At 54.0% G+C, this 14,391-nt stretch carries 18 protein-coding genes; 13 read left to right on the forward strand and 5 right to left on the reverse strand.

All coding sequences use genetic code 11. From position 1 onward, the window contains the following. Nucleotides 1-69 precede the first annotated feature (69 nt). Nucleotides 70-873, reverse strand: a complete 804-nt coding sequence (truA, locus tag HPY73_04760; protein QLH74819.1) for a tRNA pseudouridine(38-40) synthase TruA — start codon at nt 871-873, stop codon at nt 70-72. A gap of 91 nt (nt 874-964) precedes the next feature. On the opposite strand from truA, the gene HPY73_04765 reads away from it, so the two are divergent. Then, complete coding sequence (locus HPY73_04765; protein QLH74820.1) at nt 965-1,708, forward strand: RNA methyltransferase; 744 nt, start codon at nt 965-967, stop codon at nt 1,706-1,708. Between the two features lies 1 nt (nt 1,709). On the opposite strand, the gene ftsZ (HPY73_04770) is transcribed toward HPY73_04765, so the two are convergent. Together ftsZ (HPY73_04770) and HPY73_04775 are read right to left on the reverse strand one after the other, a co-directional pair. Beyond that, nucleotides 1,710-2,738: a cell division protein FtsZ gene (ftsZ, locus tag HPY73_04770; protein QLH74821.1), complete on the reverse strand. Its 1,029-nt coding sequence runs from the start codon at nt 2,736-2,738 to the stop codon at nt 1,710-1,712. Nucleotides 2,739-2,766: 28 nt separating this feature from the next. Beyond that, nucleotides 2,767-3,078, reverse strand: a complete 312-nt coding sequence (locus HPY73_04775) for a ribbon-helix-helix protein, CopG family (GenBank protein QLH74822.1) — start codon at nt 3,076-3,078, stop codon at nt 2,767-2,769. Between the two features lie 370 nt (nt 3,079-3,448). Here HPY73_04775 and HPY73_04780 point away from each other — a divergent pair, with 370 nt between their 5' ends. Together HPY73_04780 and HPY73_04785 are read left to right on the forward strand one after the other, a co-directional pair. After that, on the forward strand, nt 3,449-3,997 hold the full coding sequence (locus tag HPY73_04780) for a TATA-box-binding protein (GenBank protein ID QLH74823.1): 549 nt from the start codon (nt 3,449-3,451) through the stop codon (nt 3,995-3,997). Between the two features lie 14 nt (nt 3,998-4,011). Further along, nucleotides 4,012-4,848 (forward strand): TatD family hydrolase, encoded by an 837-nt coding sequence (locus HPY73_04785; protein ID QLH75672.1) that lies wholly within the window; start codon nt 4,012-4,014, stop codon nt 4,846-4,848. 3 nt (nt 4,849-4,851) lie between these two features. Here the strand turns inward: HPY73_04785 and HPY73_04790 are convergent, their stop codons facing one another. Continuing rightward, the gene (locus HPY73_04790) at nt 4,852-5,124 is read right to left on the reverse strand and encodes an acylphosphatase (protein ID QLH74824.1); all 273 of its coding nucleotides are present in this window, start codon (nt 5,122-5,124) and stop codon (nt 4,852-4,854) included. Nucleotides 5,125-5,425: 301 nt separating this feature from the next. On the opposite strand from HPY73_04790, the gene ftsZ (HPY73_04795) reads away from it, so the two are divergent. Next, nucleotides 5,426-6,553: a cell division protein FtsZ gene (gene ftsZ / locus HPY73_04795; protein ID QLH75673.1), complete on the forward strand. Its 1,128-nt coding sequence runs from the start codon at nt 5,426-5,428 to the stop codon at nt 6,551-6,553. 130 nt (nt 6,554-6,683) lie between these two features. Here ftsZ (HPY73_04795) and HPY73_04800 read toward each other — a convergent pair whose 3' ends face one another. Continuing rightward, nucleotides 6,684-6,875: a helix-turn-helix transcriptional regulator gene (locus HPY73_04800; GenBank protein ID QLH74825.1), complete on the reverse strand. Its 192-nt coding sequence runs from the start codon at nt 6,873-6,875 to the stop codon at nt 6,684-6,686. 293 nt (nt 6,876-7,168) lie between these two features. Here HPY73_04800 and ftsZ (HPY73_04805) point away from each other — a divergent pair, with 293 nt between their 5' ends. From ftsZ (HPY73_04805) to HPY73_04845, 9 genes are all read left to right on the forward strand, one after another. Beyond that, the gene (gene ftsZ / locus HPY73_04805; protein ID QLH74826.1) at nt 7,169-8,275 is read left to right on the forward strand and encodes a cell division protein FtsZ; all 1,107 of its coding nucleotides are present in this window, start codon (nt 7,169-7,171) and stop codon (nt 8,273-8,275) included. A gap of 66 nt (nt 8,276-8,341) precedes the next feature. Then, nucleotides 8,342-8,557, forward strand: a complete 216-nt coding sequence (locus HPY73_04810) for a protein translocase SEC61 complex subunit gamma (protein QLH74827.1) — start codon at nt 8,342-8,344, stop codon at nt 8,555-8,557. A gap of 439 nt (nt 8,558-8,996) precedes the next feature. Further along, nucleotides 8,997-9,479, forward strand: coding sequence for a transcription elongation factor Spt5 (locus HPY73_04815; protein ID QLH75674.1), 483 nt, complete (start codon nt 8,997-8,999; stop codon nt 9,477-9,479). Between the two features lie 4 nt (nt 9,480-9,483). Then, nucleotides 9,484-9,963 (forward strand): 50S ribosomal protein L11, encoded by a 480-nt coding sequence (locus HPY73_04820; GenBank protein ID QLH74828.1) that lies wholly within the window; start codon nt 9,484-9,486, stop codon nt 9,961-9,963. A 101-nt stretch (nt 9,964-10,064) separates the two neighbouring features. Beyond that, on the forward strand, nt 10,065-10,703 hold the full coding sequence (locus HPY73_04825) for a 50S ribosomal protein L1 (protein QLH74829.1): 639 nt from the start codon (nt 10,065-10,067) through the stop codon (nt 10,701-10,703). 10 nt (nt 10,704-10,713) lie between these two features. Then, nucleotides 10,714-11,592, forward strand: coding sequence for a 50S ribosomal protein L10 (locus HPY73_04830; GenBank protein ID QLH74830.1), 879 nt, complete (start codon nt 10,714-10,716; stop codon nt 11,590-11,592). 31 nt (nt 11,593-11,623) lie between these two features. Then, complete coding sequence (locus tag HPY73_04835; GenBank protein ID QLH74831.1) at nt 11,624-11,932, forward strand: 50S ribosomal protein P1; 309 nt, start codon at nt 11,624-11,626, stop codon at nt 11,930-11,932. Nucleotides 11,933-12,263: 331 nt separating this feature from the next. Further along, a complete protein-coding gene (locus HPY73_04840) occupies nt 12,264-13,223 on the forward strand; it encodes an NGG1p interacting factor NIF3 (protein QLH74832.1) in 960 nt (319 codons plus the stop codon). Next, nucleotides 13,220-14,389, forward strand: coding sequence for an AAA family ATPase (locus HPY73_04845; protein ID QLH74833.1), 1,170 nt, complete (start codon nt 13,220-13,222; stop codon nt 14,387-14,389). The genes HPY73_04840 and HPY73_04845 overlap by 4 nt, the downstream gene beginning before the upstream one ends. The last annotated feature ends 2 nt before the right edge of the window (nt 14,390-14,391 follow it).

Here is a 14,391-nt window from a genome sequence, read left to right on the forward strand (position 1 = left end):
AATGATTGAGCATGCTACAGTCTGCTTTATATACTAGAATGTCGAGAAAGAGCATGCCACATTTCCAGGTCATTTGTCATCGTTACCGATATCTAGCAGAGAATCGTAAAAAAATAATTCGAGAAGGGCCTCTTCCCTTTTCTCACCTACCTTTCTTTTCATAGGCTCGGTGCTCTCCGCCTTGAAATCGATGTCATAAATAATGTCCATCAAGCACAGGCCATATGGGTCTGCAAGGCCGAAAGATATGTCCCTTCCCTCGAGCGCTTCCCTGATGTCCGCTACGGTGACCGTCCCCCTCCCGGCCTTTTCCATCGCCGCCACCATCCTTCTGACCATGTTCCTGAGGAACTCCCTGGCATATAGGTCGATGATGAACAGCCCACCTGCCTTGGTAACGACTATGTTGTTCACTGTTTTCACCGTTGCCCTGCCTTCAGGCTTGCAAAAGCGTCGAAAATCGTGCCTTCCGACGAATAGCCGAGAGGCAGATATCAGTAGGTCCATATCGATCCCGTCGTCCGCAAGGAAGTACCTGTACCATCGTTCCTTGGCCCTTCTAGGGGAGAATGATGGTGCCACTTCCCTGCAAGCGATGAAGTAAACGTCATCGCATACAGCGTTCAGGGCATGAAGGATCCTGTCCCTGCTGAACTCTGTGTCAAAGCATACAAGATTGCCCAACGCGCTCACACCTGCATCGGTCCTGCTCGCCACCTTGAACCTGGCCGTGACCGGGTCGTCCATAGCGCCTATCTTCTTGAGCCCCCTGATGACCTCGCCCTCGACCGTCCTTACCCCTGGTTGCCTCTGAGAGCCGTTGAAGTTCTTCCCTTCATATGCGAACTTGATGGCGGCGCGCCACATCCGCATCCAATCTCTGTCCTGCATTATAATCGTTTTCCGATGTTATGCGAAATAATGGTGAAAAGACAAATAATCCATCAGGCTCTCCTAGAAAAAGATGGTCTCCTTCAGAGTGGTCTTGGTAGAGCCGCAGAACGACGGGAATGTGGGTGCTGTCGCAAGGTCCATGGGTAATTTCGGTTTCAAGGAGCTGTGCATGGTCTCCCCATGTGAGATAACCGATGAGGCGTTCAAGCGCGCGAAGCACGCTGGCGACATACTCAGGAGCGCGAAGGTCGTGTCGAGCTTTGAGGAGGCGGTCAGGGACTGTTACCTTGTGGTCGGGACCTCAGGGATAATCACCTATGGCGATGCCCATTTTGTAAGGATACCGATAACACCAAAGGAATTCGCACAGAAGACCGTGGGCTTGGAGGAGAACATTGCCTTGGTCTTCGGTCGGGAGGACATAGGCCTTACCCAGGAACAGCTGCATAGATGTGACCTGTTGGTCAACATCCCGGCCCATGAAGAGTATCCCGTCCTCAACCTTTCACATGCGGTCACCATAATACTCTATGAGATCTTCGCCCTCCAAGGGAAACCGAGCAACACGAGGCCTTCGACCGACGAGCAGAAGGAGCTCATGTTCAAATTCTTCGCAGAGGTCCTTGAGGCCATCAACTATCCTAAGTTCAGAAGGGAGAAGACCGACGTCATGTTCCGAAGGATGATGGGACGTGCCGTCCCGTCCAGATGGGAGTTCTATACTATCATGGGGGTGCTTGGCGGGGCGGCCAAGAAGATCAGGAGGCTCGAGGCGGAGAATGAAAGGCTCCGACAGACGACCGGGAAAAAATGACCTAACGGCCATATTTCTTGAGCAATACTGAAAGGTCCCTTGTCATCTCAGGGCCGCTCGCCGGTTCATCAGGGATGTCGGTTATCCCCGTGATGACGGCTATCAGGCGGATCGTCGATTCGTTATCGTCCTCTATCCTCACACCAAATTTAATGTTCGCGTCTGGATCAAGATGTCCGGTTATGCCTTGGAAGACCTTGTAGGCCTTCCTGAGGGTCAGCGTGCTACCTCCTGACAGATGGACCAGCGCTCCCGTCCCTCCTTTGATGTCAATGTCAAGGAGGGGATTGTTGATCGCATCATTGACGACCCCATCAGGGTCAGCGTTCTCGGCATATAATATGGTAGATACCCCACCATGGGAAATGACCGTCTTCAGGTCGGCGAAATCGAGATTGATGAGCGATGGTTTGGTAAGCGCGTCCACTATGCCCCTAATAAGTTCGGCGATGAGCTGGTCCATGACCCCTAATGCCTGATTGAAGGGGATGTTCCCACATATTTCAATGAGCCTGTTATTGTCCAACACCAGTAACGTGTCGGATGATTCGCTCAGACGCCGCAGGCCCTTGAGAGCGTTGCTCTTCCTTACCCCCCCTTCGATATGGAAGGGCAAAGTGGCGATCGATATCACGACCGCCCCGTTACGCTTGGCCGTCTCAGCGACTATCGGTGCAGCGCCGGTACCGGTCCCCCCGCCCATCCCGACGATGATGAAGCAGAGGTCTACATCCCTTAGGGTCTGGTCGATGATCCCGCCTGCATTCATTGCGCATGTCTCTCCTACATCGACCCTTCCACCCGCGCCACGCCCCTTTGTGTACTCAGCACCTATGAGAAGGCGGTTCTTCGCGCAAGTTGCCTTAAGGCTGATGGCGTCTGTGTTAATTGCGAGCGTGTCGGCCCCTTCGATCCCTATCTTGTTGAGCCTGTGTATGCTGTTACAACCCGCCCCACCGCACCCCACTACGAGTATCTTTAACCGATGGATATCGTAATCTGATGCTTCGCCTCCGTAGCTGGACCCCATCCCTGTTCCTCCGGAGGGCTTGAGCGAGTCATTTCATCTCGTTCACGGCCCTTTCGAGACGCATGCGAACGTATTCCCGGACCGCGTTCCTGATCGCGTCATCGATCGATACCGAATCACCTTCTTTTACCAAGGCCTCCAGCTCAACAAGTTTACCTTTTGGGAGCTCCACCGTGACCCTTTCGATGTATTCTGGCGTAAAATGGGTCTCGATGAAGTTGTCGATGGCTGCTCGTATGGCGTCCGATATTGTCGGATATTTGCCATCATTGACGAGCCCCTGAAGGGCCTGCAGCTTGTCAGCAGGTAAGCGGATCGTGATTCTCTCGGTATCGCTCATGGCACAACTCTGGAACGATGTGTCTGACATATATAGTTATTTTGTCAGACAAATGCAAGATTATTTTGTAAATATATAAACATTACAACATAGGGATTAGAGATGCACCAGATTGTAGTAGCGATGGATTTTTATTCATCTGCCGAGACCGATGATCGTTCATAATGGTTCCTCATCTGGCGGATCGACCAGCATATACGTTCTGAAGAGGTCTGGCCAGGATGGCGCTGTATTAGATGTCGCGGCGAGGCGCTCAGCCTTCATATCGATGGGTACGTGCCTCCTTTCCTTCATGCCTGAACGTGTCTGCCCATGTGGCAAAATCCTTTATATAAGGTATTTAAATACCACGCAAAAAGGTGACCTTGTAATGGCCAAAATCAAGATAGAGAATGTTGTGGCATCGACCTCCCTCGGGGAGGAACTAGACCTTCAGTCCATCGCGTTGGCCCTCGATGATGCTGAGTACGAGCCCGAGCAGTTCCCTGGCCTCATATACAGATTGAAGGACCCAAAGACCGCGACCCTTCTATTCCGGAGCGGTAAGGTCGTATGTACTGGGGCAAAGTCCCTCGAGCACGTAAAGGTCGCGATCAATAAGGTCGCCAAGCAGATAGAGAAAGCCGGGATCAAGATAAAGATGGAGCCAAAGATCGAGGTCCAGAACATCGTTGCATCTTCAGACCTTGGACAGGAGATCAACCTGAACGCGATCGCGATATCCCTCGGCCTTGAGCGGGTCGAATACGAGCCCGAGCAGTTCCCTGGCCTTGTCTATCGGATCGATGAGCCGAAAGTGGTGGTCCTATTGTTCGGTTCCGGGAAACTTGTCTGCACCGGCGCCAGGAAGCCCCAGGACGTGGAGGCGGCGGTCAACAAGATCACCGAGGAACTAAAAGCAGCTGGTCTGCTAAGGTGAAATCTTTTCCATACATCCTCGACAACCACATTCATCTTCAGCCGAAAGGAAGGGGGGTCGAGGCGATCAAAGAATTCTCAAAGGCAGGAGGCACGCACGCCATCCTGAGCCATATGCCTTATGATGAGGTCTTCATAAAGACCTCCGCCGATTTCATGAGGTCCTATCAGATAACTCTGGAACAAATGGACCTTTGCAATAGAGAGACCCCTGTGAAGATGTTCTGTACCGTCGGGCCCTATCCTGTGCTTCTTATCGAGCTTGCCAAGGATCACGGTCTGGTCAAGGCCAAGGAGATGATGATGGAGGGCATGGACCAGGCAGCCCACCTTGTCGAAGAAGGGAGGGCGGTCGCGATAGGAGAGGTAGGAAGACCTCATTTCCCGGTCGGCGCGGACATGATGGAGGCCTCCAATGAGATCCTGGCCTATGGCATGAGACTTTGTAAAGAGCTTGGATGCGCCATCGTCGTCCATGCCGAGAGCGCTACGCCGTCATCGATGGGGGACCTTGGAAGGATCGCTGATGCAGTCGGTCTTCCCAGGGATAAGGTAGTAAAACATTTTTGTGCACCTTTAGTGCTTCCAGAGGAATCGAGGGGGTTGATGCCCTCGGTGCTGGCCAGCAAGAATGCTGTCCAGGAGGCCCTTTCCAAGGGTGACCGGTTCCTTTTGGAGACCGATTACATGGACGACCCGGCCAGGCCTGGAGCTGTCCTAGGCATCGCGACCGTCCCAAAAAGGATAAAGGGACTTTTGCTCTCGGGGGCGGAAGGGGGCCGGTTAGAAGATGCCTTATGGAAGATCAATAAGGATAATCCTGAGAGGACCTATGGCATCGACATCAGGTGATGATCAATGGATCTCGAAGGTCGAGAACTCATTCTTTGGGGGCAGCCAGATGATGTCTACATGGTCAACTCTGGCATTAGGGTGGTCCTCAGACAATAACCGTATGACCTCTTCGATCGCTTCGCTCTCCCCCTCGAACACAGCCTCCACAGACCCGTCTGGCATGTTCTTGACCCATCCTGTGACGCCCAGCCGCTTTGAGAACCTCCTGGTGAACTCCCGGAAATGCACACCCTGAACCCTTCCCCTGAACCTCACCTCGGCCCTCGAAGTCATTCGATCCCATTTTTAAGAAGGGACTGCATCAGACTTTAATATTCTCATACTTGATGGGGGCCATTGCCGTTGCTGCGAGCACGACCTCTACATGGTGAAAATAATGGGCGTTGGCGGTCGTCAAATCGACCGACCATTTACCAACATGGCCATAAGAAAGCCTATGGATCGATATGGGCCCAGACTGGCCTGGGGTTTACAGTTTCATATCGGCGTCAAATATGTTTATCAAAGGTTTTTTATTAATTCAAATGGATGAGGGTTCAATTTGTGTATTTCACACTAGGATGGGATTGGGATGATGAAATCGCTCGTAGAGGAAGCTTTGGCTAAAGATAATGATGTGCCGATGAGGCCCGAACCCAGGATGCAGATGGCCCCACCGCCGATGATGGACAACACCGATGCAGAGCTGATCGAGCTCTTGCAGAAACTAAGGACGAACATCAAGATAATCGGTGTGGGGGGCGGCGGGTCCAACACTGTCACCAGGATCTCTGAGGAGAACATCGCCGGGGCTGAGACCTACGCGGCGAACACTGACGCACAGCATCTTCTGGCATCCAAGGCACAGCATAAGATATTGCTCGGAAGGAGGAGCACCCGAGGTCTGGGTGCAGGTGCCATCCCGCAGATGGGCGAGGCTGCCGCCAAAGAGGCCGATGTAGAGCTGAAGAAGGCCTTGAGCGACGCAAATATAGTATTCGTCACTGCAGGAATGGGAGGGGGGACCGGTACCGGCGCTGCTGCGGTCGTGGCGGAGACCGCAAAGGAACTAGGGGCCCTGACGATCGCGGTCGTGACGACGCCGTTCAAGGGAGAGGGTAAGCTTCGTTTTGAGAATGCTGAGTGGGGACTACAGCGCCTCAGGAATGCTGCGGACACGGTCATCGTCATCCCGAACGATAAGCTCCTCCAGCTATATCCTAAACTTTCTCTCAATGCTGCCTTCAAGGTTGCCGATGACGTCCTTTACAGGGCCATCAAAGGCATCACCGAGCTCATAACCAAGCCTGGCCTGGTCAACCTGGACTTCAATGACCTAAAGACCATTATGAAGGGCGCAGGGGTCGCCATGATCGGGATGGGAGAGAGCGACGGGGACCCTGCGGACAGGGCCATGGAGGCCATAGAGATGGCTTTGAACTCCCCACTGCTCGAGGTCGACATATCGACCGCCACCGGTGCGCTCGTGAACGTCATGGGTGGGCCGGATATGACCATAGCAGACGCCCAGAAGGTCGCCGAAGAGGTACATAAGCGCATAAGTCCCAATGCCAGGATAATATGGGGAGCGGGCGTGGACCCATCTTTGGAACACAAGATCAGGGTCATGGTGGTGATGTCGGGTGTCAGATCGTCCCAGATCCTAGGAAGGTCAGAGGAAGCGCATAAGATCAAAGGGGCAGACCTCGACTTCATCAAGTGACTCTTGAGGGTTCAACAGACGGTCAAAAAGGCGGCCGGTCAGGCCGCCTTGTGAATTCTTTATCTTCTTCCCTAAACAGAACAGGGCATGATGCAGATGGACATCTGGTCTCGATCGCTCCATCTGACGGTCAGTCAGATGTGAACAATTCCTCGACCCTGACCTTGAACAGCCTTGCTATCCTAATGGCCAATTTCAAAGAAGGATCGGAGCGTTCATTCTCGATCGCGATTATCCGTTGCCTTGTGACCCCCACCTTTTTCGCCAGCTCTTCCTGGGTTATGTTCGTCATCGCCCTGTACATTCTTATCTTATTTTTCATGTCAGCCCAGAAGGAGATGATTGTGATATTAAATTAACATTTTGTTAATTATTATATACAAAATGTTTATCACAATAAACATAATGTTAATTATTATATACATTATTTATTGATTATTAATTATAATATAGCATATTAAATAAATCAATGCCAGTATTTATAATATATATTATAATAATATTATTTAACTGCAAACATGACGCTTGGGACCGAAACTCTTTTTTATATTCGAAACGGTAACCACCATAAGGAGTGATACCTTAGGGTATATCCTTTGTCAAGGGGAGTCTCATATGAAATCATTCATCACAGATGCGATGTCAAAGGCGGGGCCTTCTAGCGCCCCAGAGATGATGAGCAGCTATAGGAGCCCGACCGCGGACGATGAGGAGCTCGAGCGCATACTCATGAGCCTAAAGACCAATGTGAAGATCGTTGGATGTGGTGGCGGGGGATGCAACACCATAAACAGGCTTTATGAAGCGAACATCAGGGACGCGGAGCTGTTCGCGCTCAATACCGATGCACAACATCTGCTGATAGTCCGCGCCAACAAGAAGATACTGTTGGGCCGGAGGAGCACTCGTGGACTTGGTGCTGGCGCATTGCCTCAGGTAGGCGAGGAGGCCGCCCGTGAAGCTGAGGAGGACATACGCAAGGCGCTAACGGGGGCGGACATCGTCTTTGTGACGGCCGGTCTGGGAGGAGGTACTGGGACAGGGTCTGCCCCTTATGTTGCCCAGATTGCAAAGGACATGGGTGCATTGACCGTTGCAATAGTCACATCGCCGTTCAAAGCGGAAGGTGCGATAAGAACTGAGAACTTCGAGTGGGGCCTCGAAAGGTTACGCGGGATCGCTGATACGGTCATCGTTGTCCCGAACGAGAAGCTCCTAGAGCTGTGCCCCAGGTATTCCCTCAATGCGGCGTTCAAGGTCGCTGATGAGGTCCTGATGAGGGCCATCAAGGGCATCACCGAGCTCATAACCAAGCCAGGACTGGTAAACCTGGACTTCAATGACCTTAGGACGATCATGAAGGGCGCAGGGGTCGCCATGATCGGGATGGGCGAGGGCGAGGATGACGACAAGGTCGAACAGGCGGTCAGTGAAGCGATCAACTCCCCGCTCATCGACGTCGACATCACAGGAGCTAGCGGCGCCCTCATAAATGTCACCGGCGGCGAGGACATGACGGTCAGCGAGGCTGAGAAGGTCGCCGAGATAATTCAGTCCAAGATCAACCCGAACGCCAGGATCATCTGGGGGGCGTCCATCGATCCATCCCTTGAGAACAAGATGAGGGTGATGGTGGTCGTCACCGGTGTCAAATCCAAATATGTCCTTGGACATAAAGAAGGACAGGCCCAGAAGGTGATGGGGGTAGACTTCATTAAGTGAGCCCTGTCCGAAAGAAAATTTAATTAAATAGTATCTATTAGGGCCGCAGTCACAGAGCGTAGACCGATGGACATAATCGAGAAATCCCAGGAGGTCCAAGACGGGATCGAAGAGAGGGTCAGGAACCTCGGGAAGGGCAAGTATGGGCGCGTCCTGAAGATGGCGCGCAGGCCCACCAACGACGAGTATTCCAAGATCGTCCTGATAACTGGCATAGGCATAGTCCTGATTGGATTGCTAGGTTTCGCCATATATTGGATATGGAAGTCCGTCTCGCCTTGACATGGCGGAAGGATGTTACGCTCACAAACGAGGTTTGATCATGAATCAAGACGCGGACCAGCAGGCAGCCCCAATATCGACGCGCGGTGGAAGCGTGGTCATGAGCGGAGAGAGCGGAAGGCTCAACGTCACGGCCGGAAGCGTCGCTAACTGGAACATACAGATCAGAACAGAGGACGCTGCCAAGAAGAACGTTGTGGTGCGCGTGAACATCAACTACGAACCAGGCGCGCCCGAATGGGATGTAAAGCTCTCCGATAGGATGGACGTGCTTTACGACTCGGCCTCACTTGGTGAACCGGTAGTGAAGCTTCAGCTTGACAACCGCCCGAAGGACCTCAAGCTGAGCGCCGAGGCGCCACGCGGTGCCAGGATAGATGATGTCGTAAAGATATCATTGGAGGCCTTCCCTGAAGGGGACGCGTCATCGATTAGCAGGATGGAATTCTCGGCCTATGCTGTCCCTTCCGTCCTGATCCTAAAGACCTCGATAGGTCATGAGAGAAATGTTGCAGATGGCGTTGCAAGCAAGGCCAAGGCCGCGAAAGACCTTGGTAACAGCCTTGGCATATTCGCCATCTTGGCCCCTGAGAAGCTGGACGGGTATGTGATCGTTGAAGGGATGAACACAGACCTTGTTCGCGAGACGGTCCGAGGGGTACGGAAATCAAAGGGACTGGTAGAGGGAGAGACCAAGTTCAGCGAGATAGAGCACTTCCTGACGCCGAAGCCGCTGGTTTCTGGTATAATGGAGGGTGATGTCGTCGAGCTGGTGGCCGGACCGTTCAAGGGAGAGAAGGCCAGGGTCCAGAAGATCGATGAGAGTAAAGAGGAGATCACGGTGGAGCTCTTTGAGGCGCTGGTACCGATCCCAGTGACCGTCCGCGGAGACCATGTGAGGGTCCTCGAGAAGGAGAAGTGAGAAAATGCCAGAAACGATCGAGGTGCTGGTGGATGGCGGCAAGGCCACACCAGGTCCGCCGCTCGGGCCCGCATTGGGACCGACGGGGATCAACGTTGTACAAGTAGTGCAGAAGATCAACGAGAAGACAAAGGACTTCGCCGGCATGAAGGTCCCGGTCAAGGTCATCATCGACCCTAAGAACAAGTCGTTCGAGATCAAGGTCGGAACGCCACCGACCTCCGCCCTCCTCTTCAAGGAGCTTGGCATCGAGAAGGGCTCAGGGGCTCCCAAGGTGACCAAGGCAGGGAACATAACGATAGAGCAGGCCATCAAGGTCGCCGAGATGAAGAAGGACAGTCTCATGGGTAAGGACCTGAAGAACCGCGTCCTGGAGGTAATCGGCACTGCTGTCTCCTGCGGCATCACCATCGAGGGCAAGGACCCCAAGGAGATGCAGAAGGAGATAAAGGATGGAAAGTGGGATGCCAAGTTGGTCGGATAAACGCCATCCCATCCAATACCTTTATAAACGGTAGTCCCCTTAAGGGGGGCGCCGTACTGTAGGAGGGCCAAGGGCCCGCAAGGACTACAGGAGGGATAGAATTGGTAGAAAAGACGACACTTGCGGCCGTCAAGGAAGTGCTGGAGAAATCTCCTAAGCGCAATTTTCGTGAGACGGTCGACCTATCGATAAACCTGAAGGACGTTGACCTGTCCATCCCAAAGAACAGGATACAGGAGGACGTCATTCTGCCCCACGGTAGGGGCCGCGACATCAAGGTCTGCGTCATCGGTGGCGGAGAGCTCGCCATGAAGGCACGCGGGGTCGCGGACAAGGTCATAATGCCCGAGGAGCTCGGGACGCTCGCCGACGATAAAAAGGCGGCAAAGAAGATCGCCAATGAGATGGATTTCTTCATTGCGGAGGCGACTTTGATGCCCACTGTCGGTAAGAGGCTAGGTATCGTTCTCGCCCCGAGGGGCAAGATGCCCAAGCCTATCGCACCAGGTGCTGACCCAAGACCTTTGGTCGAGAACCTGCGCAAGAGCGTCACGGTGCGAAGCAAGGACAAGATGACCTTCCACACCACGGTAGGGACGACAGCCATGACGCCGGAGGAACTGGCCGAGAACATCGAGCTGGTGCTCAAGCGCATTTCCGCAAAGCTAGAGAAAGGAACGATGAACATCAGATCGGTCTACGTCAAGACGACGATGGGACCTTCGAGGAAGATAATGTGAGGTGAGCTGAATGGCACACGTTGCAACTTGGAAGAAGGACGTCGTCAAGGACCTGACCGAACAAATGACCTCGCACCAGGTGGTGGCGGTCGTCAACTTGAGAGGCATCCCGTCCGCACAGCTGCAGAAGATGCGCGCCGACCTGAGGAAGGATGCGAACCTCGTGATGACGAGGAACACCCTCATGGACATCGCGATCACCGAGGCTGCAAAGAAGAGGCCTGGCCTGGAGGCCCTGAAGGAGGTCGTCGACGGGCAATGCGCCATCGTGACCACCGACATGAACCCGTTCAAGCTGTTCAGGGCCATGGAGGCCACCAAGAGCCCCGCGCCAGCAAAGCCCGGTGATATCGCCCCCGAGGACATCACCATAAAGGCCGGAGAGACGCCCTTCAAGCCGGGCCCGATCGTTGGCGAACTTCAGAAGGTCGGCATTCCGGCCGGTATCGAGAACGGTAAGGTCGTGTTCAAGAAGGACAAGGTCTTGGTGGAGAAAGGAAAGCCGGTACCTGACGATATCGCCAAGGTACTGCCACGCCTGGAGATATTCCCAATGACCGTTGGTCTTGACCTGATGGCGGCCTTCGAGGACGGTCTCTTGTACCGCAGGGACGTGCTGAACATCCCGGCGGACTACTACACGACGATGCTGTCCACCGCTAGCAGGAACGCGCTCGCTCTGAGCATGCATATCGCATATGTCACGCCGCAGACGATCACACCGCTGCTCGCCAAGGCGTACCGCGAAGCGATGGCCCTGAGCGTAGAGGCCGCGTACCCGACAAAAGATAACATCAAGATCCTCCTGGCCAAGGCCGATGCACAAATGGCAGCTCTGGCCCGAAAGACCGATGGGTTGGAGGATGAACGCCTCAAGAAGAGGATCTAAGGATAGAGCAGAATAATAAGGAGGTAAAAAAATGGAGTACATATACAGCGCCCTGGTTCTTCACGCCGCTGGTAAGCAGATTTCCGAGGACGCCGTCGCTGCCGTATTGAAGGCCGCCGGCGTCGAGGCCGATGCCGCTAAGGTAAAGGCCTTGACCGCATCCCTCGAGGGTGTCAACATCGATGAGGCGATCGCCTCCGCGATGGTTGCCGCCGCCCCTGCCGCAGCCCCGGCCGCCGCCGGTGCAGCACCTGCCGCTGAGCCAAAGAAGGAAGAGAAGAAGGAGGAGGCCGTTTCCGAGGAAGAGGCCGCCGCTGGACTCTCTGCCCTCTTCGGCTGAAGCCTATCAGGCGACGCGCCGACCTTGGGGCATCATGCCCCGGAAAACCATTTACCATTCTTTGTTTTGACTCCACAGATGCATTGAACCGATCAAATGATTACACCTTTTGCTGCTGAAACGACGTATCAAGCCTGTTAGGGCCTCCGCTTTGGGCCAGCTCATATTGGTGAGGCCCTATGGTCCGAACAAGAGGGCCCAATGATTCCTTCTATTTCGAGCTCGGACGCCCGCCTGATATCGTTTCCTTGACGACCTACTTTATTACCAGATGAGTGTTGCCGCCCTTGTCCAAGAAGACATTATATAATCACATGGTTTTTTCAAGGGCATGTCCCTCAAACTCGGGGAGATCTATCGCTTGGCCATTGAAAAGGGGATGGAGAACGACGTCCGCACCAAGGAGGAGATCGCTTCTGACCTCGCACGGGTCCAGAAGAGATATGAAAAGATGGACGTCAAGGAAAAGGACCGTTTTGACACGGACGCGCTATGGAACCCCTATGCGGACTGCCGGGTCCTCTTTGGGGACCTTGAGAAGGAGGTCAGGACCGTCCTTTGGGGCATCGACATCGCGACCCCGGAGGTCCTTCTGGCCGACCGCCTGAGGGAGAAGGGAAGAAGGATAGACGCTCTGATAAGCCATCATCCCATCGGAAGGGCAAGGGCCAGGTTGCATGAGGCGATGCCGGTGCTCGAATACCTTATGCGCTCTGCTGGGGTCCCGATCACTACGGCCGAGGACATCCTCGGGCCGAGGATGAGGGAGATCCGCAATCTTACGGCCGTTGACAATCATATGCAGACGATAGATGCGGCTAGACTGTTGGACATACCATTGATGTGCCTGCACTCTTGCACCGACAATCTTGTGCAGAGGTTCATAGAGAAGCTGGTGGAAGAAAGAAGGCCAGAAAGGATCGAGGATATCCTCGAGCTTCTGCTGGAGCTTCCAGAGTTCGATCGCATGGCACGGAACGGGAACGGCCCTGAGGTCTATGTCGGGGACAGAGGAAGGCGTGCTGGGAAGATCATGGTCAAGATGTGCGGCGGGACCTCTGGCCCTAAGGAGATGTTCGAAGAGCTCTCGGACGCTGGCGTCGGAACCTACATGTGCATGCACCTCCCTGAGAACCAGCTCGAGGAGGCAAAGAAACATCATATCAATATCATCATTACAGGTCATGAGGCCTCGGACTCGCTAGGAGTCAATCTTCTGGCGGACGAGGTCGAGGCCAGAGGGGTGGAGGTCGTCCCGTTCTCAGGGTTGATCAGGGTGAAGAGGAATTGAGCTCAAAACTTAAGCGGCATGGTAGGGTCTTCAAGGACCAGTCGAAGCTTTCCTTCGATTATGTACCTGAAAGGCTGGTCCATCGTGAAAAGCAATTGGAGATATTGAGCTCCATCTTCAGACCGGTCCTGGAGGGACAGATGTCCCAGACCGCCATGCTCGTGGGCAGCGTCGGGACGGGCAAGACGGCGACGACGAAAAGGTTCTGCCTTGATGCGCAGAGGGCATCTGAGGGGTCGGGGCGCGCCATCGATTTCATCATCGTGAACTGCAGACAAAGGAGCTCTGAGAATGCCGTCCTCCAGAGGTTGATCGCTCATTTCGACGACCGCTACCCCGACAGGGGCTTCTCGACCGCTGAGATGCTCAGGGCGATCGCGAAACACATCGAAAAGAGAAAGATACACCTGATAGTCGTCCTGGACGAGGCGGACGTCCTTGTGAGAAGGGGTGCCTCGGACCTCATCTACCAATTGTCGCGGTTCGATGAGGAGAAGATCTGCCCAAGGCCATCGCTCTCCCTGATCCTGATCTCCCAAAAATATGTGCTTGACATGCTGGACCAGGCGGCGGTCTCGACTTTCCGCCGAGCGAACGCCATCCGCTTTGAGAGATACAGCTCTCAGGAGCTGAAGGACATTGTGAGCTCCAGGGCGGAACTGGCCCTGTTCCCAGGTTCGATCGATGATGGCCCCGTCCAACTTATCGCCGATATCGCCTCAGAGTTCGGTGATGCAAGGTTCGCCATCGAGCTCCTGGAAAAAGCTGGGATGATTGCCGAGGAGGGGGGGCATGATTCCATATTGGCCGAGCACGTACGTGCAGCGAAGGCGCTCACATATTCCGTGGTCACCGAATCGAAAATAGAAGACCTGGACAGACAAAGAAAGCTGGTCCTTTTGGCCATATGCCGGTCCATGAAGGACCAGGCCTATGTGACGACCGGGGAGGTCGAGAGGGCATATAAGGTAGTAGCTGAGGAACATGGGGAGAAGGCAAGGGCCCACACGCAGTTCTGGGAATATGTACAGGACCTTTCCAACAATGGGCTGATCAGCACGAAGGTCACGGGAGACCCGTCGGGAGGTAGGACGACATACATCTCATTGCCAGATATTCCTGCGAAGGTCCTCGCCGAAAAATTGGAGTCCGTGCTGCGGCCGTGAGT

It is taken from the genome of Methanomassiliicoccales archaeon (genome assembly GCA_013415865.1).
Classification (GTDB): domain Archaea; phylum Thermoplasmatota; class Thermoplasmata; order Methanomassiliicoccales; family UBA472; genus MVRC01.